Source organism: Thioclava nitratireducens, assembly GCF_001940525.2.
Lineage (GTDB): Bacteria > Pseudomonadota > Alphaproteobacteria > Rhodobacterales > Rhodobacteraceae > Thioclava > Thioclava nitratireducens.
Genome location: NZ_CP019437.1, coordinates 23,830 through 42,500, shown reverse-complemented (window position 1 = coordinate 42,500; position 18,671 = coordinate 23,830). Strand labels below are relative to the sequence as shown.

Annotated in this window: 12 protein-coding genes, 1 tRNA gene, 2 rRNA genes and 2 pseudogenes (1 of these 17 running past the window's edge); 8 read left to right on the top strand and 9 right to left on the bottom strand. The window is 62.7% G+C overall.

Translation table 11 applies throughout. From position 1 onward, the window contains the following. The 3 genes from BMG03_RS00180 to BMG03_RS00170 all read left to right on the top strand — a co-directional run. Nucleotides 1–2,648 (top strand): 23S ribosomal RNA (locus BMG03_RS00180) (it extends 185 nt beyond the left edge of the window). 88 nt (nt 2,649–2,736) lie between these two features. Further along, nucleotides 2,737–2,851, top strand: a 5S ribosomal RNA gene (gene rrf, locus BMG03_RS00175). Nucleotides 2,852–3,046: 195 nt separating this feature from the next. Next, nucleotides 3,047–3,123, top strand: a tRNA-Met gene (locus BMG03_RS00170). Nucleotides 3,124–3,210: 87 nt separating this feature from the next. Here the strand turns inward: BMG03_RS00170 and BMG03_RS00165 are convergent. From BMG03_RS00165 to tkt, 5 genes and pseudogenes are all read right to left on the bottom strand, one after another. Further along, nucleotides 3,211–4,404, bottom strand: a pseudogene (locus BMG03_RS00165) (IS3 family transposase). Nucleotides 4,405–4,453: 49 nt separating this feature from the next. After that, nucleotides 4,454–4,591: a dihydroxy-acid dehydratase domain-containing protein gene (locus tag BMG03_RS00160; protein WP_279627825.1), complete on the bottom strand. Its 138-nt coding sequence runs from the start codon at nt 4,589–4,591 to the stop codon at nt 4,454–4,456. 397 nt (nt 4,592–4,988) lie between these two features. Beyond that, a complete protein-coding gene (locus tag BMG03_RS20580) occupies nt 4,989–5,297 on the bottom strand; it encodes a CbbQ/NirQ/NorQ domain-containing protein (RefSeq protein ID WP_244270974.1) in 309 nt (102 codons plus the stop codon). A 107-nt stretch (nt 5,298–5,404) separates the two neighbouring features. Further along, nucleotides 5,405–6,397: a nucleotidyltransferase family protein gene (locus tag BMG03_RS00155; RefSeq protein ID WP_244270973.1), complete on the bottom strand. Its 993-nt coding sequence runs from the start codon at nt 6,395–6,397 to the stop codon at nt 5,405–5,407. A gap of 253 nt (nt 6,398–6,650) precedes the next feature. After that, nucleotides 6,651–8,657 (bottom strand): transketolase, encoded by a 2,007-nt coding sequence (gene tkt, locus BMG03_RS00150; RefSeq protein WP_075777655.1) that lies wholly within the window; start codon nt 8,655–8,657, stop codon nt 6,651–6,653. Nucleotides 8,658–8,791: 134 nt separating this feature from the next. On the opposite strand from tkt, the gene BMG03_RS00145 reads away from it, so the two are divergent. From BMG03_RS00145 to fba, 4 genes are all read left to right on the top strand, one after another. Beyond that, entirely contained in the window at nt 8,792–9,577 is a 786-nt protein-coding gene (locus BMG03_RS00145; protein WP_075777654.1) for a triose-phosphate isomerase, read from the top strand. Further along, on the top strand, nt 9,574–10,038 hold the full coding sequence (gene derI, locus BMG03_RS00140; protein ID WP_075777653.1) for a D-erythrulose-4-phosphate isomerase: 465 nt from the start codon (nt 9,574–9,576) through the stop codon (nt 10,036–10,038). The genes BMG03_RS00145 and derI overlap by 4 nt, the downstream gene beginning before the upstream one ends. Before the next feature lie 61 nt (nt 10,039–10,099). Further along, entirely contained in the window at nt 10,100–11,068 is a 969-nt protein-coding gene (locus tag BMG03_RS00135; protein ID WP_077701022.1) for a class 1 fructose-bisphosphatase, read from the top strand. A 3-nt stretch (nt 11,069–11,071) separates the two neighbouring features. Continuing rightward, the gene (fba, locus tag BMG03_RS00130; protein WP_075777530.1) at nt 11,072–12,103 is read left to right on the top strand and encodes a class II fructose-bisphosphate aldolase; all 1,032 of its coding nucleotides are present in this window, start codon (nt 11,072–11,074) and stop codon (nt 12,101–12,103) included. A gap of 161 nt (nt 12,104–12,264) precedes the next feature. Here the strand turns inward: fba and BMG03_RS00125 are convergent, their stop codons facing one another. The 4 genes and pseudogenes from BMG03_RS00125 to BMG03_RS00110 all read right to left on the bottom strand — a co-directional run bounded on the left by BMG03_RS00125 (nt 12,265) and on the right by BMG03_RS00110 (nt 16,520). Then, nucleotides 12,265–13,215, bottom strand: a complete 951-nt coding sequence (locus BMG03_RS00125) for a D-ribose ABC transporter substrate-binding protein (RefSeq protein ID WP_075777529.1) — start codon at nt 13,213–13,215, stop codon at nt 12,265–12,267. 92 nt (nt 13,216–13,307) lie between these two features. Next, nucleotides 13,308–14,342, bottom strand: coding sequence for an ABC transporter permease (locus BMG03_RS00120; RefSeq protein ID WP_078542361.1), 1,035 nt, complete (start codon nt 14,340–14,342; stop codon nt 13,308–13,310). 11 nt (nt 14,343–14,353) lie between these two features. Beyond that, a complete protein-coding gene (locus BMG03_RS00115) occupies nt 14,354–15,904 on the bottom strand; it encodes a sugar ABC transporter ATP-binding protein (protein ID WP_075777527.1) in 1,551 nt (516 codons plus the stop codon). Further along, nucleotides 15,901–16,520 (bottom strand): annotated as a pseudogene (locus tag BMG03_RS00110) (DUF2291 family protein). Before BMG03_RS00110 ends, BMG03_RS00115 begins: the two are co-directional and overlap by 4 nt. 549 nt (nt 16,521–17,069) lie before the next feature. On the opposite strand from BMG03_RS00110, the gene BMG03_RS00105 reads away from it, so the two are divergent. Further along, nucleotides 17,070–18,671, top strand: coding sequence for an FGGY-family carbohydrate kinase (locus tag BMG03_RS00105; RefSeq protein WP_075777525.1), 1,602 nt, complete (start codon nt 17,070–17,072; stop codon nt 18,669–18,671).

Sequence of the window (18,671 nt, the reverse complement as noted above, 5' to 3'; positions counted from 1 at the left end):
TTTTAACCTGAATACATAGGGTTATAAGAGCGAACCCGGGGAACTGAAACATCTAAGTACCCGGAGGAAAGGAAATCAACAGATACTCCGCTAGTAGTGGCGAGCGAACGCGGACCAGCCGAGCCATGAGAATGACCAGAATGATCTGGAAAGATCAGCCAGAGCGGGTGACAGCCCCGTATGGGAAGTTCAATTGGACGTATTAAGTAGGGCGGGACACGTGTAATCCTGTCTGAAGATCGGGGGACCACCCTCGAAGGCTAAGTACTCCTTACTGACCGATAGCGAACCAGTACCGTGAGGGAAAGGTGAAAAGCACCCCGACGAGGGGAGTGAAACAGTTTCTGAAACCGGACGCCTACAAGCAGTCGGAGGAGCCTCGAGCTCTGACGGCGTACCTTTTGTATAATGGGTCAACGACTTGGTCTATCGAGCAAGCTTAAGCCGTTAGGTGTAGGCGTAGCGAAAGCGAGTCTTAACAGGGCGAATTTAGTTCGATGGATCAGACCCGAAACCAGATGATCTAGCCATGTGCAGGCTGAAGGTGAGGTAACACTCACTGGAGGGCCGAACCGACACCCGTTGAAAAGGGTCCGGATGACGTGTGGCTAGGGGTGAAAGGCCAATCAAATCTGGAGATAGCTGGTTCTCCGCGAAAGCTATTTAGGTAGCGCGTCGATTGTATTCTCCCGGGGGTAGAGCACTGCATGGATGATGGGGGCCCACAGCCTTACTGAGTCTAAGCAAACTCCGAATACCGGGAAGAACTGATCGGCAGACACACGGCGGGTGCTAACGTCCGTCGTGGAGAGGGAAACAACCCTGACCAACAGCTAAGGCCCCCAATTCATGGCTAAGTGGGAAAGCATGTGAGACTTCCAAAACAACCAGGAGGTTGGCTTAGAAGCAGCCATCCTTTAAAGATAGCGTAACAGCTCACTGGTCTAGTCAAGAGGTCTTGCGGCGAAGATGTAACGGGGCTCAAGCCATGAGCCGAAGCTTTGGATGCACAGTGATGTGCGTGGTAGCGGAGCGTTCTGTGATATAGAACGCTGCCTCCTTACTCCCCTCGGGGATATTGGAGGCAATGTTCTGACTGTGAAGCCGGGCCGTAAGGCATCCGGTGGAGTGATCAGAAGTGAGAATGTTGACATGAGTAGCGACAAACAGGGTGAGAGACCCTGTCGCCGAAAGTCCAAGGGTTCCTGCTTAAAGCTAATCTGAGCAGGGTAAGCCGGCCCCTAAGGCGAGGCCGAAAGGCGTAGTCGATGGGAACCAGGTTAATATTCCTGGGCCATGTGGTGGTGACGGATCTGAGCCGTTGTTCGATCTTATCGGATTGATCGGGCAGCCAACAGGTTCCTGGAAATAGCCCCACTATCGGACCGTACCCGAAACCGACACAGGTGGACTGGTAGAGAATACCAAGGCGCTTGAGAGAACCACGTTTAAGGAACTCGGCAAAATGCCTCCGTAAGTTCGCGAGAAGGAGGCCCGCTTCGTACGCAAGTATGGGGCGGGGGCACAAACTAGGGGGTGGCGACTGTTTACTTAAAACACAGGGCTGTGCGAAGCCGTAAGGCGACGTATACAGTCTGACGCCTGCCCGGTGCCGGAAGGTTAAAAGGAGGAGTGCAAGCTCCGAATTGAAGCCCCGGTAAACGGCGGCCGTAACTATAACGGTCCTAAGGTAGCGAAATTCCTTGTCGGGTAAGTTCCGACCTGCACGAATGGCGTAACGATCTCCCCGCTGTCTCAAACGTGGACTCAGCGAAATTGAACTGTGTGTCAAGATGCACACTACCCGCGGTTAGACGGAAAGACCCCATGAACCTTTACTATAGCTTCGCACTGGCATCAGGCATGTGATGTGCAGGATAGGTGGTAGGCTTTGAAACGGGGACGCCAGTCTCCGTGGAGCCATCCTTGAGATACCACCCTTCGCCTGCTTGATGTCTAACCGCGGTCCCTTATCGGGATCCGGGACCCTGCGTGGTGGGTAGTTTGACTGGGGCGGTCGCCTCCCAAAGTGTAACGGAGGCGCGCGAAGGTTGGCTCAGACCGGTCGGAAATCGGTCGTTGAGTGCAATGGCAGAAGCCAGCCTGACTGCAAGACTGACAAGTCGAGCAGAGACGAAAGTCGGCCATAGTGATCCGGTGGTCCCGAGTGGAAGGGCCATCGCTCAACGGATAAAAGGTACTCTGGGGATAACAGGCTGATGATGCCCAAGAGTCCATATCGACGGCATCGTTTGGCACCTCGATGTCGGCTCATCTCATCCTGGGGCTGGAGCAGGTCCCAAGGGTACGGCTGTTCGCCGTTTAAAGAGGTACGTGAGCTGGGTTTAGAACGTCGTGAGACAGTTCGGTCCCTATCTGCCGTGGGTGTAGGATACTTGAGAAGAGTTGCCCCTAGTACGAGAGGACCGGGGTGAACGGACCACTGGTGGACCAGTTATCGTGCCAACGGTAGTGCTGGGTAGCTATGTCCGGACAGGATAACCGCTGAAAGCATCTAAGCGGGAAGCCCCCTTCAAAACTAGGTATCCCTTGAGGGCCGTGGAAGACCACCACGTCGATAGGCTGGAGATGTAAGCGCGGCAACGCGTTCAGTTGACCAGTACTAATTGCCCGATTGGCTTGATTTGATCCGGTAGTAGCCAGACCTCTGGTAACCGATCAAACAGCATGCACAATACAAAGTGTACGACTTGAACTTCATCGCTTCTTCCTCGGTTTGGTGGTCATAGCACGAGCAAAACACCCGGCTCCATTCCGAACCCGGCCGTTAAGTGCCGTCGCGCCAATGGTACTGCGTCTTAAGACGTGGGAGAGTAGGTCACCGCCAAACCTAGAAAGAAGCGACGAAAAACTTCATCTCTCAAAAAACGATGACAAACAAAATCCCGATCGCAAACACTAAATGCCCTCGGGAACAAACGCGGGATCGAGCACCCCGCAAGCGAGACAAACTCTACTCGAGAGTTTGAAAAACGCGATCGCCGCGTCAGGCTCATAACCTGACAAAAGGCAAAAGCTCAACGGACGCGGGATGGAGCAGCCCGGTAGCTCGTCAGGCTCATAACCTGAAGGTCGTAGGTTCAAATCCTACTCCCGCAACCAAATCTTCTAAGTCATATCCATACGCTCACAGCCGCCTTCGGGCGGTCTCTTGCGTTGTGCTTGACCTGCTCCCCTTCGAGTCCGCGTTTATAGGTTAGCTCTGTTCAGGGTTTGGTCCTCTTTCGACCTTTGGTGATACTCCCACGGGGTGAGCCCGTCGAGGCTCGTGTGGGGGCGGTGATGGTTGTAGTCATCACGCCACGCCGCGATCAGACTGCGGGCATGACGCAGGTTGGCGAACAGATGCTCGTTGAGGCATTCGTTCCTGAGGCGGCCATTGAAGCTCTCGACAAAGCCGTTCTGCATCGGTTTCCCCGGCGCGATGTAGTGCCATTCGACCCGGCGCTCCTCCTGCCATTTGAGGATGGCGTTGCTGGTCAGCACGGTCCCATTATCGCTGACCTTCATGCAGGGATGGCCTCTGACCTCGGCGATCCGGTCCAGCTCCCGGGCGACCCGGATGCCGGAGAGCGAGGTGTCGACGACCGCAGCCAGACATTCCCGGCTGAAGTCGTCGATCACGCACAGGATCCGGAAGCGGCGGCCATCGCTGAGGCTGTCCGACACGAAGTCGAGGCTCCAGCGCTGGTTCGGCCCCTGCGGGATCGCCATCGGCGCCCTGGTTCCCAGTGCCCGCTTGCGACCGCCCCGTTTACGACTGTTAAGCCTTCTTCCCGGTAGATCCGGGAGAGCTTCTTCCAGTTCAACGCCCAGCCCTCCCGCCGCAGCAGGATGTGCAGACGCCGATATCCGAACCTCCGCCTCTCGCCCGACAACTCCTGCAGCCGCTCGCGCAACTCCCGGTCCTCCGGTCTGGTCGGCTGCCGCCGATACACGCGCGGGTCGATCCCGGCCAGCGCACAGGCCCGCCGCTGCGAGTAGCTCTTCTCCTTCATGGCCCAGTCCACGGCGCGCCGCCTCGAACCGGGCCTGAGAAGCGTCCGCAGGCTCTCTCGAACGCATGGCGTTCGCCTGCTCCCATTCCCAACATCTCCTTCAGCGTCGCGACGTCGAGCATCTGGTCGGCCAGCGTTGTTCGGGGCAAACGCCCCACTGGGGCCTTTGCTGATCCCTCCAACTCTTCAGCTTCGCGTTCTCGGCCTCCAGCGCCTTCAGCCGGCGGGCGTCCGACACCTCCATGCCGCCATATCTCGAGCGCCACTTGTAGAAGGTCGCGTCGCTGATGCCATGCTTACGGCACAGCTCCTTCGCGCCCAGCCCGGCCTGGTGCTCCTTCAGGATGCCAATGATCTGCTCTTCGCTGAACCGGCTTCTCTTCATCGTCTGTCTCCTCGTCTGGAGAACAGGCTAACCTCAAAACGAGAACATTTCAGGGGAGCAGGTCAATTGATTTGTGCATTGCCGAAAGCCGGATGCGGTCTCCATCTCGGACCAACGCCAGTGGCCCGCCAAGGTCTGCCTCTGGCGTCACATGTAGCACAATCGTGCCAAACGTCGTTCCCGACAACCCACGTAGGATTGCGCGCAACGTTGCGGGCTGTACGCTGAATTTGTTATTAGATTCTGGCGAGTTTCAAGCAAAGCTTTGCGGTTCTTTTGCGCATAGGTTTGCGCAAATTTCGCGTAACTTTGCATTTTAACTCAGTATCTTCCGAAGAAAATTCTTTCCGAGTTGACCTTAGCTTTTTTCTGTTTTGATGGAAAGAAAAACGGACGCATATTCTTAGCATTTTTTGAAAATGAGAAACTCGGCGGCTCCGATTCCGGGATCATTTTTCGTACCAGTCGCGAGAACGCGCGAAATCAAGATCGCTTCGTCAGCATTCCCGCGGAGGAACTGCTCACTGGGGGGCTGTCGGCGTCAAACCGGCCATTCAGCCCTGCCGCAGCTACCACTGCTTGGGCTACGACCCTGCAGGAGTCTCCTGCTGCCGGCCGTCCGAAGCATTGTATGGGCCGACGCTTTCCTCCATATCCATGCGCGAGAGCTTGCGGATATGCCCGGCGAGGCGCACCAGAGGCACCACCTGCGCGACCCGCAGGCCGGTCTCGGCGGCGATCACGCGGGTCTCCGCATCGGGTTCGGCGACGTCGAAGGCGATCGACAGGAACCGCCGCCGGGTCGAAGGCTTGAGCCGCTTGAGCGCGCTCTGAGAGCCTTGGGGTGTCGGGGACCGCGAGGATGAAGCCCTCGGGGGCCACCAGTTCCTCACCGGTGGCCCGCATATGCTGAACCAATTGTGCTCGCCTTGAGGCGTTCGGTCATCGGGTCGTCGCGCAACTCCTCAGCAGTCGCCGGATTTCGGTCTGGGTACAGCGGTTACGTATCCAAGTTCTCGAGTATGGATTTCGTCTCGGGCATGCGCTTCAACGAATTGCCGATATGCTCGCGCCAGCGCGGTCCGACCTCCATCGCGGTCCTGTAGGCCCGCGACAGATCATCGGGCCTGTCCTCTGCCATCGCTTCGATCAGGAAGGCTGCCTGTTCGCGATCCTTGGAAGATTTCAGGCTTCCTGATCCGTCCCGCCGTCGATCCGCGATGATCAGCTTGTGGATGGCGAAGCGCTCGGGGCGCGGCACCTGCACGAGAATGCCAGACCGATAGAGGGCCGCAGCAAAGATCGGTTCGGCAATCAGGAAGTTGAGGTAGTTCAGCGCCTGCGCCCCCACGCCCAGTGCGGGCAGGTCGCGGATGGTCTCGCTCCCGAAGGCGGGCGTCAGAAACTCGACGAGCTGGCCGCTGCCACCCTGCGCCCATCGCCAGGTCCGGCCCTTGTCGAGCCCGGGCACGGAATCGAACTTCAGCGCCGAGAACGTCTCGGCCAGCCCCGGCTCGACCTGATCCTGCAGGGCGATGCTCAGCTTTTCGAACTGCGCGATGTCGATATCGCCAGTATTGGCCATCCCACCCAAAGGGAGGCGAATGCCCAGCTCACCTTCATAAAGTCGAAACGCATTCGTTCCGACAATGGTGCCGCCCAGCCGGAATGTCCCGGCCGCCGCCATGGCGGAGAGGATGGAGCCGGTCGCCCGGTCCGTTGGCGTCATGCCCTCGGCGCGCAAGAGCCGGACCAGCCGCGACCGCTCTGCCTGTCGGTCCTTCGCGGTCGCGCGGAGTTCCTCGATGCGTTCGATCCGCGCCCGCGTCTCATCGCTGTCTTCGCCGATATAGATGAAGCGCATCTCGGTTCCGACGCGACGGGCCGCGTACCAGTAACCCTTCTCGCCGCGTTCTTTGAGCGCCGGTTTACCCTCCACACCGGACAGGGCGTCATCCCTGAGAAGGCGCACCAGATCTGTATAGGCGCTCATGGCGATGCTGCTGAGAGGCGTCATGCCTATCATCTCCATATTTTGCTTGGCACATTTATGTCTATCAAAATAGTAAATTGATAGGCAACATTGAAATTAGCTTTGCCGAAATATGGATTGCCCCCGATACCAAGCAGAAACCGGGACTCGCTTGAACTGGCGGTATTCACCAATACCGCCAGCGCTTGGCTGCCTCTGTGTCGTCATCGATCGAGGGGAGGGCGCGAGCCCGTCTTTCGAGCCCGCGCCAGCTTTAGCCTGCGATCAACGCCTTGGCGCGTGCGGCGACCGCGTCTGCGGTGATGCCGAACTCCGCGTAAAGTTGCTCCGCCGGGGCGGAGGCGCCAAAGCCCGACATGCCGATCACATCCGCCTCGCGCGTGACGTAGCGGGTCCAGCCGAAGGCCGACGCGGCCTCGACAGCGATCCGCGGCGCGGTGCCGAGAACCTCGGCCCGGTAGTCCTCGGGCTGCGCGTCGAACAGCTCCCAGCAGGGCATCGAAACGACGGTGACGCTGTGGCCCTCGGCGTGCAACGCCTCGGCGGCTCCCACGGCCAGCGACACCTCGGTCCCGGTTGCAAGAAGCGTCACGTCGCGACCTTCCCCGAAGGAGCGGATCACATAGGCGCCGCGCGCGGTCAGGTTCTCATCTCCCGCGCTCCGCAGTTGCGGCACCCCTTGCCGCGACAGCGCGAGCAGCGACGGCGTGCCCGTCGACCGGATCGCGATATCCCAGGCCTCCAGCGTCTCTACCGCATCAGCAGGCCGGAACACGTTGAGGTTGGGGATCGCGCGCAGCGAGGCCAGATGCTCGACCGGTTGGTGCGTGGGGCCGTCCTCGCCAAGCCCGATGGAGTCGTGGGTCATCACATAGGTGACGCCCAGCCCCATCAGGGCGGAAAGGCGGATCGCGTTGCGCGCGTAATCAGAGAACACGAGGAACGTGCCGCCATAAGGCTTGAAGCCGCCATGTAGCGCCAGACCGTTCATCGCCGCTGCCATGCCGAACTCGCGCACGCCATAGCCGATGTAACGGCCCGGAGCCGCGGCGGTGAAGGTGCTGTCGACGGCCGCGACTCGCGTCAGGTTGGAGCCGGATAGGTCGGCGCTGCCGCCGATTATCGCGGGCACTGCCTTGGCGAGATGCTCCAGCGCGATCTGCGAGGCTTTGCGGGTGGCGACCGATTGCGGTTTCTCGAACAGCTCGGCGCGCGCAGCTTCGACGGCGGCGGCGTAGCCTTCGGGCAGCTTGCCCTCGACGCGGGCGGTGAACTCTTCGGCCTTGCCGGAGGCGGCGAGGGCGTTTTCCCATTCCGCGCGGGCTTGCGTGCCGCGGGCGCCGATGGCGGTCCAGGCCGCGGCGAGGTGCTCGGGAATTTCAAAGGGCGCAGCCTCCCAGCCGAGTGCCTGCCTGGCCAGCGCGCCTTCTTCCTCCCCGAGCGGCGCGCCATGCGCCTTCGCCGTGCCCGCCCGGTTGGGCGAGCCGAAGCCGATCACCGTTTTCATCGCGATCAAGCTGGGACGCGTCGTTTCCGCCTTTGCCGCCGCCATGGCCTCGTCCAGCGCCTTGGCGTCATGGCCGTCGCAGCGGATCACATGCCAGCCGCAGGCCGCAAGCCGCGCCGGGACATCTTCCGAGAAGGACACGGAGGTCGGCCCGTCGATGGTGATGTCGTTGTCGTCGTAAAGAAGGTTCAGCTTGCCCAGCCCGAGATGGCCCGCAAGCGAGATCGCCTCTTGCCCGATCCCTTCCTGCAGACAGCCGTCGCCCAGCATCACCCAAGTGCGGTGATCGACAAGGCCGGGAAACTCGGCGGCCAGCGCGCGCTCTGCCAGCGCCATGCCGACGGCGGTCGCCAAGCCTTGACCCAGCGGACCGGTCGTCGTCTCGACGCCCTTCGCGTGGCCCCATTCCGGGTGGCCGGCCGTGATCGACCCCCATTGCCGGAAATTGCGAATCTGGTCGCGCGTCATGTCTTCGTAGCCGGTCAGGTGCAGCAGCCCGTAAAGCAGCATCGACGCATGTCCGTTCGACAGCACGAAGCGGTCGCGATCGGGCCAGTCGGGGGCCGAGGCGTCGAATTTCAGATGATTTCGAAACAACACAGTGGCCGCATCCGCCATGCCCATCGGCGCGCCGGGGTGGCCGGAATTGGCGGCATTCACAGCATCGATGGCCAGCGCCCGCAGGCAATTGGCGAGGGCGAAGTTTTCTGGGTCGATAGCGGCTTTGGCCGCGACTTGAGTGTGATCGAGCATGGGATCCTCCTATGGCGCGCAGGCTAACAGCGGCACCATCATCTAACAATTGAAAATAACAAAATCACAAAAAATATGTTGAACATAACGTTATGCATGTTATTTATCGTGCACACGACGGAGGAGCGTTCGACATGCCCGAAGCCTGGATTGGCACCAGTTGGAAAATGAACAAGACACTGTCCGAGGCGATGGACTGGGCGGATGGTCTTGCGGCTGCGACCCTGTCGCCGCGCATCCAGAGCTTTGTCATTCCGCCCTTCACCGCGACGCGGCAGGTCAAGGCCGCGCTGGCTGACACGCCCGCGCTGGTCGGTGCGCAGAACATGCATTGGGCCGATGCCGGAGCCTGGACGGGCGAAGTGTCCGCGCCGATGCTGGTCGATTGCGGTCTCGACATCGTCGAGCTTGGTCATTCCGAACGCCGCGCCCATTTTGGCGAGACCGACGAGACGGTCGGCCTCAAGACCGAGGCTGCGGTGCGCCACGGGCTGATCCCGCTCATCTGTATCGGCGAGACGCTCGAGGATCGCGAAAAGGGGCGGGCCGCAGAAGTGCTGGCCACCCAGGTGCGCGGCGCTCTGTCGAAACTGTCGGACGAACAGAAACAGGCCGAAATCTGGCTGGCCTACGAGCCGGTCTGGGCCATCGGTGAAAACGGTATCCCCGCCACGGCCGATTACGCCGATGCCCGCCAGGCCGAGATCATCGCGGTGGCGCAAGAGGTGACGGGCCGCCGCGTGCCCTGCCTCTATGGCGGCTCGGTCAATCCCGACAACTGCGCAGAGCTGATCGCCTGCCCGCATATCGACGGGCTGTTCATCGGTCGCTCGGCTTGGAACGTGGCCGGATATCTCGACATTCTCGCGCGCTGCAATGCCGCGCTGGACGCACAAGTCAAAACGGAGGAACTGTCATGAAAATCGCTGTGGCCGGCGACAGCGCCGGCGAGCCGCTCGCCAAGATCCTGGCCGAATATCTCAGCCAGAACCCGGATTACGAGGTGACCGAAGCTTCGCGCACTGAGGCCGGGCCGGACGACTTCTACGCCAATCTCGCGGATCGCGTCGCATCGGGGGTGAAGGACGGAACCTATGACCGGGCGATCCTGTGCTGCGGCACCGGGATCGGGGTCTGCCTCTCGGCCAACAAGGTGCCGGGTATCCGTGCAGCCCAGACCCACGACACCTATTCGGCGGGCAAGGCGGCGACTTCGAACAACGCGCATATCATCACGATGGGCGCGCGGGTCGTGGGGGCGGAGCTCGCAAAAGACATCGCCGATGCCTTCCTGTCCTCGTCCTTCGATCCCGAGGGGAAATCGGCGGGCAACGTTCAGGCCATTGACGCGGTCGACGCCAAGTATCACACGACGGCCTGAGCGAACTCCCGAGGGTCGGGCGGTTCGCCGCCCGGTCCCAACTCACTGACGGAATTCCCACATGCTGACCTTGCCGAACGACCGTCCCTCGCAGGCGGCGCACCTGCGTGACTGCCTGCCTGCTGGCGGGCTTGGAGAGATCATCGCCGCGCTGGCGAATGCCTTGCCGCCGATCGAGCAGCGGCTCGCGGCGGGCAAGTTGCCCGGCGATCCGGCCGCGCCCTGTGGTCAGAATGAGAGCGGCGATGTGCAAAAGGCGCTCGATGTTGGCGCGCATGACCACATCATTGCGGCGCTTGCCGGGCTGGGTGTGCGGCACATGCTGTCGGAAGAGGCCGAAGAGGTCGGACTGCTCGACCCGGAAGGCCAATTCGATCTCGCGATCGATCCGATCGACGGGTCGGGCTCGATCGGTATCGGCGCGCCGCTCGGCATGCTGTTCGCGATCTATCCGACCGGACCTGCCGATTTCCGGCGTCCGGGCTCGGAGGCGATCGCGGCGGGTTATGCCTCCTTCGGGCATTCGCTGGATTTCGGGTTCACGGCCGGGCAGGGGGTGCAGATCGCCACCTATGACGGCGAGGACTTCCGCATGACGGCGCAGGATGTCCGGCTGTCGCCCAAAGCGTCGACCATTGCCTACAATGCCTCTAACGAGCGCCATTGGAGCCCGGGGCTGCAACGCTGGGCCGCCGAGTTGCGCGCCGGGGCAGAGGGCCCGCGCGGGCGCGATTTCAACATGCGTTGGCTGGCGGCGGCGGTCGGTGAATTGCACCGTATCCTGCTCAAGGGCGGTGCGTTCCTCTATCCGGCGGATCGGCGCGAGGGGTATCGAGGGGGACGGCTGCGGCTGGCCTATGAGGCGGTGCCGATCGCCTGCCTGATCGAAGCGGCAGGCGGCCGCGCCACCGATGGCACAACGCGCATTCTCGATCTCGTGCCGGAGGCGCCGCACCAGAATGTGCCGCTCGTGTTCGGCGCGGCGGAAGAGGTCGAGATCATCAAGACATATCTTTCGGAGGAGACCTGACCTATGGCCCGCATCACGCTACGCCAGCTGCTCGATCACGCGGCGGAGAACGGCTATGCCGTGCCCGCCTTCAACATCTCGAACATGGAGATGGGACTGGCAATCATGACCGCTGCGCGGGAGGCCGATGCGCCGGTGATCCTTGCCGCCTCGCGGGGCGCGCGGGCCTATGCAGGGGATCGCTTGCTGGCGCGGCTGATTGACGGGCTGGTCGAGACTTTCCCCGAAGTGCCGGTCTGCATGCATCTCGATCACGGCAGCGATCTGGCGACCTGCGCGACCGCGATCCAGCATGGCTTCACCTCGGTGATGATGGACGGCTCGCTACTGGCCGATGGCAAGACCCCCGCCGACTATGCCTATAACCGCGACATCACCGCGCGCGTGGTCGAGATGGCGCATGCCTGCGGTGTTTCGGTCGAGGGCGAACTGGGCGTGCTTGGCTCGCTCGAGACCGGCATGGGCGATCAGGAAGACGGCCACGGTGCGACCGAGAAGCTCTCGGAAGAGCAGCTTTTGACCGATCCAGAGGAAGCCGAACGCTTCGTGCGCGAAACCGGCGTCGATGCGTTGGCTGTGGCGATGGGCACCAGCCACGGCGCCTACAAGTTCACGCGCCGGCCCGATGGCGACATCCTCGCGATGAATGTCATCGAAGAGATCAACCGCCGCCTGCCCAATACGCATCTGGTCATGCATGGCTCGTCCTCCGTTCCTGAGGATCTGCGCCAGATGATCAACGGCTATGGCGGCGACATGCGTCCGACCTGGGGCGTGCCGGTGGAAGAAATCCAGCGCGGCATCCGCTCGGGCGTGCGCAAGGTGAATATCGACACCGACAACCGCATGGCGATGACGGCAGGCGTGCGTAAGGTCCTGTCCGAGACGCCCGGCGAATTCGATCCGCGGAAGTATCTCACCGAAGGCAAGGCGCTGATGCAGGCGCTTTGCAAGGCGCGGTTCGAAGCCTTCGGCACCGCCGGTCACGCCTCGCGCATTACGCCCCTGCCGCTCGAGGCGATGGCGGCACGCTGAGCGCGTCACCCTCCGCAGAACACAAGAAAGGGCGCCCCTGCGGGCGCCCTTTCTTCGTTCCGAAGTGGCGTTCGGCGTGACGTCCCTGAAACGCCTACGCGTCTGTTAAAACGAAAAAGGGGGCCGCGCGGCCCCCTTTCCCAGTGTCCCATTGCGCCGGATCAGGAGGATTGATCCAGGGTGAATGGGCCGGTGTAGGCGTCGACATTGCTCGAGTCGATCAGCATGCAGTCGAAGAGTTGCTTCTCTTCCGCGACTTGCAGCTCGCCGGTCTGAATGAAGTGATCGGCCTGACGCACGGCCTGCTCGGCGAAGATCGCGACCGGCTGCAGCACGGTGTAGGTCATCTCGCCTGCCTTGACCGCGTCGACCGCATCGGGCGAGCCGTCGAACCCGCCTACGACCATGCCGTCGAGCTTGCCAGCTTCCTTGAGCGCGGCGATCGCGCCAAGGGCCATTTCGTCATTGCCCGAGATCACGCCGGTGATGTCCGGATTGGCCTGCAGCATCGACTGCATCTTGGAATAGCCCTGCGTGCGATCCCAGTTGGCCACTTCCTGTGCTTTCTTGTCGAGGTCGGGATACTGGCTCAGCACCGTCTCGAAGCCGTTCGAACGGGTCTGCGCGTTGTTATCCGACGGGGCGCCGAACAGCTCGACATAGGAGCCTTTTTCGCCCATCGCCTCGACCCATTTCATCGCGCCGAGGGCCGCGCCTTGCGCGTTGTTCGACACCAGCTGCGCCTTGGCCAGACCCGACTGGTTGATCTCTGCGTTGACGATGAAGACCGGGATGCCAGCCTCAACCGCTTTCTTCACGGCGCCGACCGAACCGTCCGCGTTCGCCGGGTCGAGGATGATCGCCTTGGCCTGGTTGGTGATCGCGGTGTCGACGAGGTTGCTCTCGGTGTTGGTGTCGCCCTTGTGAGCGGAGACGTTGGCGTCATAGCCAAGCTCTTCGGCGGTGGCCTTGGCGACCTCGCCCTCGGTGTACCAGTAGGGGTTCGAAGGATCGTTGACGATGATCGAGATCAGACCGTCAGCCATCGCGGCCTGTGCCATCAACGGCATCATTGCGACGGTCGCGAAAATGGTGCGCCTGGTGAATTTCATGTTGGGTGTCCTCCCGTTGGGTTGTTGTTGGTGCCGGATCACTCCGGCGGGTATTCGGGCGCGGGACCTCCCTGTCCCGCGTCCTCGAAGTCTCAGCGGCGCGCGCGGCCGTATTGCAGGCTGTTGAGCAGCACGGCGAGCACGATCACGGCGCCCGTAAAGACGGTCTGCCAGTAGGCGGAGACGCCGATGATGACGAGCCCGTCGCTCAGGAAGCCGATGACGAAGGCGCCCAGCATCGTGCCGCGCACGTTGCCGCGCCCGCCGGTCAGGGCGGCGCCGCCGATCACGACCGCTGCGATGGCGGTCAGTTCGTAGGTGGTGCCCGCGGTGGGGCCCGCCGAGGTCAGCTGCGACGACAGCACGAGGCCGGCGATGGCGGCACAGATGCCCGACAGCACGTAGACCGAGATTTTCACGCTGCGGGTCGGCACGCCGGAGAGTTCCGCGGCACGCTCGTTGCCGCCCGAGGCGTAGAGCCAGCGACCGAAGGCGGTGCGCGCCAGCACGAGGCCCACCGTCAGCGCGACCAGCGCCAGCACGATTACCCCGATCGGCACCCCGGCGATGCGGTTGAAGCCGAGCCAGTCGAAGCCGGTATTGCCGAGGGCCTCTGCGCCGCCAAGGTTGTTGTAGGTCAGCCCGTTGGTCATCAGCAGCGCGACGCCACGCGCCACATAGAGCATCCCCAGCGTGGCCACGAAGGCGGGCACGTTGAAGAATGCGATCAGCACGCCGTTGATCAGGCCCACGAAGGCGCCCAGACAAATCGTCAGCACCACCACGGCCCAGACCGGCGGGTAGAGCACGACACCGGCAGCCGGGATCTCGACGCCTTGCATCAGGTAACCCGCGACTACCCCGGCGAGGCCCAGCGTCGAGCCGACCGAAAGGTCGATGCCGCCGTTCAGGATCACCAGCAACATTCCGATCGCCAAGAGACCGAAGATCGCGACATGCGACGACATGATCAGGAAGTTGCCGATGCTAAAATAGACCGGCGACAGGATCGAGAAGACGGCGATGATCGCGACGAGGGCGAAGAATGCGCGCCCCTCCAGTAGGATCTTGCCGATGTTCAGGCCCATGCCGCCCGATGCGGGCTTGGAATTCGTAACGTCCGCCATGTTGGCCTCCATTAGTGGTGCACGGCTTCGCCAGAGGCGGCCATGATCTGCTCTTTGGTTGCGGTGTGATCGAACTCGGCCGCGATCCGGCCCCTGTTCATCACGATGATCCGGTGCGCGATGCTCAGGCATTCGCCTACTTCCGAGGTCGAATAGAGTACGGCCAGCCCACGCTCCTGCGCGGTGCGCGCGAGCAGCTTGAAGACTTCGGCCTTCGCGCCGATGTCGATGCCGCGCGACGGTTCGTCGAGTAGGATCACTTCGGGGCGGGTGGCGAGCATCTTGCCGATGACCACCTTTTGCTGGTTGCCGCCCGAGAGCGAGCCGATCATCGCGCCGCCGCCATCGGTTTTGACGGTCACTTCGCGGATCGAATCGTCGATCACCTTGCGCTCGTCCTTGCGGCTGGTGAACAGGCCGCGGGTGAACGCGCCGATCGAGGACAGCGACAGGTTTTGACCCACGGTCATCGTCTGCACCAGCCCGTCGCGCTGCCGATCCTCGGGGACGAGCACAAGCCCGGCCTCGATGCGCTCGGCGATCGACAGATGCGAGATGTCGTGCCCGTGCAGTTTCACCGCACCGCTTTTCGCCCGCAGGCGTCCGGCGGCGCATTCCATCATTTCGGTGCGCCCGGCGCCCATCAGCCCGTAGATGCAGACGATCTCGCCGGCGCGCACGCTGAGGCTCATGTGATCGACCACCAGTCCGTGACCCGACGGATCCGGGACGCAGAGGTCTTCGATGATCAGCGAAGGCCCACCCATCTCGCTGTCGGGAGGCGTGCCGAGATCGAAGCCTTCGCCGACCATGTTGCGCACGATCCATTCGAGGTCGATCTCGTCGCGCGGCGCATTGGCGGTCATTTCGCCATCGCGCAGCACCACCGCGTGATCGGTCACTTCCAGCGCCTCTTCGAGGTGGTGCGAGATATAGACGATGCTGACGCCCTTCGCGGTGAGGTCGTTGATCACCTTGAACAGCACTTCGACTTCCGAGGCCGACAGCGCGGAGGTCGGCTCGTCCATGATCAGGATGCGGCTTTTGGCCTGCAGGGCGCGGGCGATCTCGACGATCTGCTGCTGCCCGAGGCGCAGTTCCTCCACCGGGGTGAGGGGGTCGATCTCTTCTTCCAGCTCTTCCATCAGGGCGCGGGTGACCCGCTCTTCCTCGGCGAAATCGACGCCGCGGCGGGTGCGAATTTCGCGCCCCATGAAAATATTGTCGCGCACGTTCAGGTTCGGCGCGAGCGCGAGCTCCTGGTGGATGATCGAGATGCCCTGCGCCAGCGCGTCATTGGCGCCATTGAAGGTCACCGGTTCGCCGTCGAGCAGAATCTGCCCCGAGGTCGGCGTCACGATCCCCGCGAGGATCTTCATTAGTGTCGATTTGCCCGCGCCGTTTTCGCCGAACAGCGTCGTCACCTGACCGCGATGGATGTCGAAGTTCACGCCCTTGAGGGCCTTTACCGCACCGTAATGCTTGGCGACATGGCGGGCCGACATGACGACCTCGCCGGTCCCTCGCGGCGCCTCGGGGCGGATGCTTTGTTGCACGGTCATTTGACTTTCACCTCGACCGGGGTGATCAGCCACATCTTCCGATTGATCAGCTTGAAGGCACCGGTGACGGTCACCGTCTTGCCGGTCAGGTTGGAGGTGTCGAGCCCGTCGAGCACCTCGGCCTTCATTGCGCGGTTAATGCCCGCGCCCGCATCCTGATATTCGATCTGGTTTTGAAGTCGCCGAAAGAGACGTCGCCGGGGGCGTCGCGCAGGTCGGTGCCGTTGATCGCGGGGCCGGTCTGGACGCGGATGCGCACGTTGTCGAGCCCATCGACATTGATATCGTAAATGCCCGATTTGCCTTCGCCGACCGTGCCGGTCACGCGTACGGGCAGCACAGGCATCGCGCCACCGGTGCCGTATTTCTTGGCGGCTGCGGATTTGTCCTCGGCCAGTGCGGCGGCGAGCGTCTTGGCGTCGACGGCACGCTTGGCCACATCGTCGCGGATGCGCGGGAATTCCTTGGCGCCATAGGCGTCGGGCGAGAATCCGTCGACGCGGGTATCCTGCTCCGAGCCGATGGTGACGACGGTGGTATCGAACCCGATCGCTGCGAGGGTGCACAGGGCTACGACACCAATGATGATGCCCCGTCGGCCGACACGCGGTTTCATGGAAATATCGGTGGCGCTCATGGCCTGTCGCTCCTCCCCTCGGGCCCCGGCGGGGCCTGTTGATCCTGTCTCGGGGGATGCTGTCCCGGCGCGAAGAATCGCCGGTCCGCTCGATCTCGGCGCGCTTGTGACGAGCACCCGTCGCACGCCGCGTGGTGCGGCGTCGTCAAGGTGCGTGTCGCGGCTGAGATCTGGCGCGGCCCACATGGGTGCAAGCCGCCATCCTCCCTTTTGCAAGACGAATCGTGCCGATGCGCGTTTCGCCTGCCGCTTTCCGAAAACCATCTGATTTGCCTGCCTTTTCCTCCGTCCGGCGGGCGATGGCTTTCGGTCCGTGTTGATCACCATAACTGAAAAAAATTACAAAGAAAGAAAAAAAATACACTCGACATGTGATCGGGCTTGGGTATGCTTGGTGCGTCCCGAGGGCAGATTTGTCCCCGAGAAGACCGTTTTGGCTGGAGGGGCCGCGGTCGCAAATCAAGGGAGGAGGTCGCATGGCACAAGCGCCTTGCGTGGCTCGCCATCTGCGTCCCGGAGCGGTGCAGCATGGCTGATCGCGACATCATTATCGGCATCGATGCGGGAACCTCCGTCATCAAGGCCGTAGCCTTCGATCTGTCAGGGCGACAGATCGCGGCGGCGGCTGTGCCGAACCGCTACGACAGTGGCCCGAGCGGGGCCGCTACCCAGAATATGGACCGGACATGGACCGACTGCGCGAATGCCTTGCGCAGCCTTGGCGAGCGTGTCGAAGGGCTGGCGGGCCGCACCGCCGCGCTTGCCGTGACCGCGCAGGGCGATGGCACATGGCTCGTGGGGCGGGGCAATCGCCCGGTCGGTGATGCCTGGCTCTGGCTCGACGCGCGGGCGGCGGAGACGACCCGCAGGCTGGCCGGGCATGGCCGCGACGCAGCCCGCTTCCGCGCCACCGGCACCGCGCTAAACACCTGCCAGCAGGGCGCGCAGATGGCGCATATGGACCGCCATTGCCCCGAGCTTCTGGACAGCGCCGAGGTGGCGCTGCATTGCAAGGATTGGCTCTATCTGAACCTCACAGGCGTCCGAGCGACCGATCCCTCCGAGGCGAGCTTCACTTTCGGCGATTTCCGCACCCGTAGCTATTCCGACCTCGTGATCGAGGCGCTGGAGCTGCGTGGGCGCAGCGGTCTTTTGCCGCCGATCCTCGATGGCAGCCGCGACACCCATCCGCTGAGCGCGGCCGCCGCCGAGGCGACGGGCTTGCTCGCCGGCACGCCGGTTAGCCTTGGCTATGTGGACATGGTGATGACCGCGCTCGGTGCGGGCGTCCATACCGGCACGCCGGGCGCGGCCTGTTCCACTATCGGCTCGACCGGGGTGCATATGCGCGCGGTGCGCGACGAGGACGTCACGCTGAACGGGCGCTCTGGCTATGTGATCTGCCTTCCCGCAGAGGGCATGGTTACTCAGGTCCAGACGAACATGGCCGCCACGCTGAACATCGATTGGGCGCTGCGCGTTGCAGCCGATCTGATGAGCGAGACCGGCCATCCGCATGATTACTCCGATCTGGTGGCGCGGATCGACGGCTGGCTGGCACGCTCCGAACCGGGCGCGCTGCTCTATCAACCGTATGTCTCCGAAGCGGGCGAGCGCGGGCCGATGGTCAACGCGAATGCCCGCGCCGGATTTATCGGCCTCTCCGCAGGTCATCGTTTCCCGGACATGATCCGCGCCGTGGTCGAAAGCCTCGGCATGGCCGCCCGCGATTGCTACGGCGCGATGGGAGAGCTGCCGCGCGAGTTGCGACTGACCGGCGGCGCTGCGCGCTCCGGCGCGTTGCGTGGAATTCTCGCCGCGTCTGTCGGTGCCCCCGTGCGGATGTCGGCGCGCGAGGAGGCCGGGGCCGCTGGCTGCGCCATGATGGCCGCCGTTGCGATTGGCGCCTACCCGGATATGGAAAGCTGCGTCGCCGAATGGGTCACGCCGCTTCTGGGCGAGGCCGAGGCGCCGGACCCGGCGCTTCAGACCACCTATGCTGACCTTTACCCCGCCTATGCCGAAGCCCGCGAGGCGCTCGAACCGGTCTGGGACCGGCTCGCAGATCATCGCGACCGGCGGACCACCCCAGAAATCGATGCGCCGCGCACTGCGCAAGGAGGATCGTGA

Coding starts and splice junctions, on each gene's coding strand:
- derI (WP_075777653.1), top strand. CDS start 9,574: ATGAAAATCGCTGTGGCCGGCGACAGCGCCGGCGAGCCGCTCGCCAAG.
- BMG03_RS00155 (WP_244270973.1), bottom strand. CDS start 6,397: ATGAGCGCCTATACAGATCTGGTGCGCCTTCTCAGGGATGACGCCCTG.
- BMG03_RS00135 (WP_077701022.1), top strand. CDS start 10,100: ATGCTGACCTTGCCGAACGACCGTCCCTCGCAGGCGGCGCACCTGCGT.
- BMG03_RS00125 (WP_075777529.1), bottom strand. CDS start 13,215: ATGAAATTCACCAGGCGCACCATTTTCGCGACCGTCGCAATGATGCCG.
- BMG03_RS00105 (WP_075777525.1), top strand. CDS start 17,070: ATGGCTGATCGCGACATCATTATCGGCATCGATGCGGGAACCTCCGTC.
- BMG03_RS00115 (WP_075777527.1), bottom strand. CDS start 15,904: ATGACCGTGCAACAAAGCATCCGCCCCGAGGCGCCGCGAGGGACCGGC.
- BMG03_RS00145 (WP_075777654.1), top strand. CDS start 8,792: ATGCCCGAAGCCTGGATTGGCACCAGTTGGAAAATGAACAAGACACTG.
- tkt (WP_075777655.1), bottom strand. CDS start 8,657: ATGCTCGATCACACTCAAGTCGCGGCCAAAGCCGCTATCGACCCAGAA.
- BMG03_RS00120 (WP_078542361.1), bottom strand. CDS start 14,342: ATGGCGGACGTTACGAATTCCAAGCCCGCATCGGGCGGCATGGGCCTG.
- fba (WP_075777530.1), top strand. CDS start 11,072: ATGGCCCGCATCACGCTACGCCAGCTGCTCGATCACGCGGCGGAGAAC.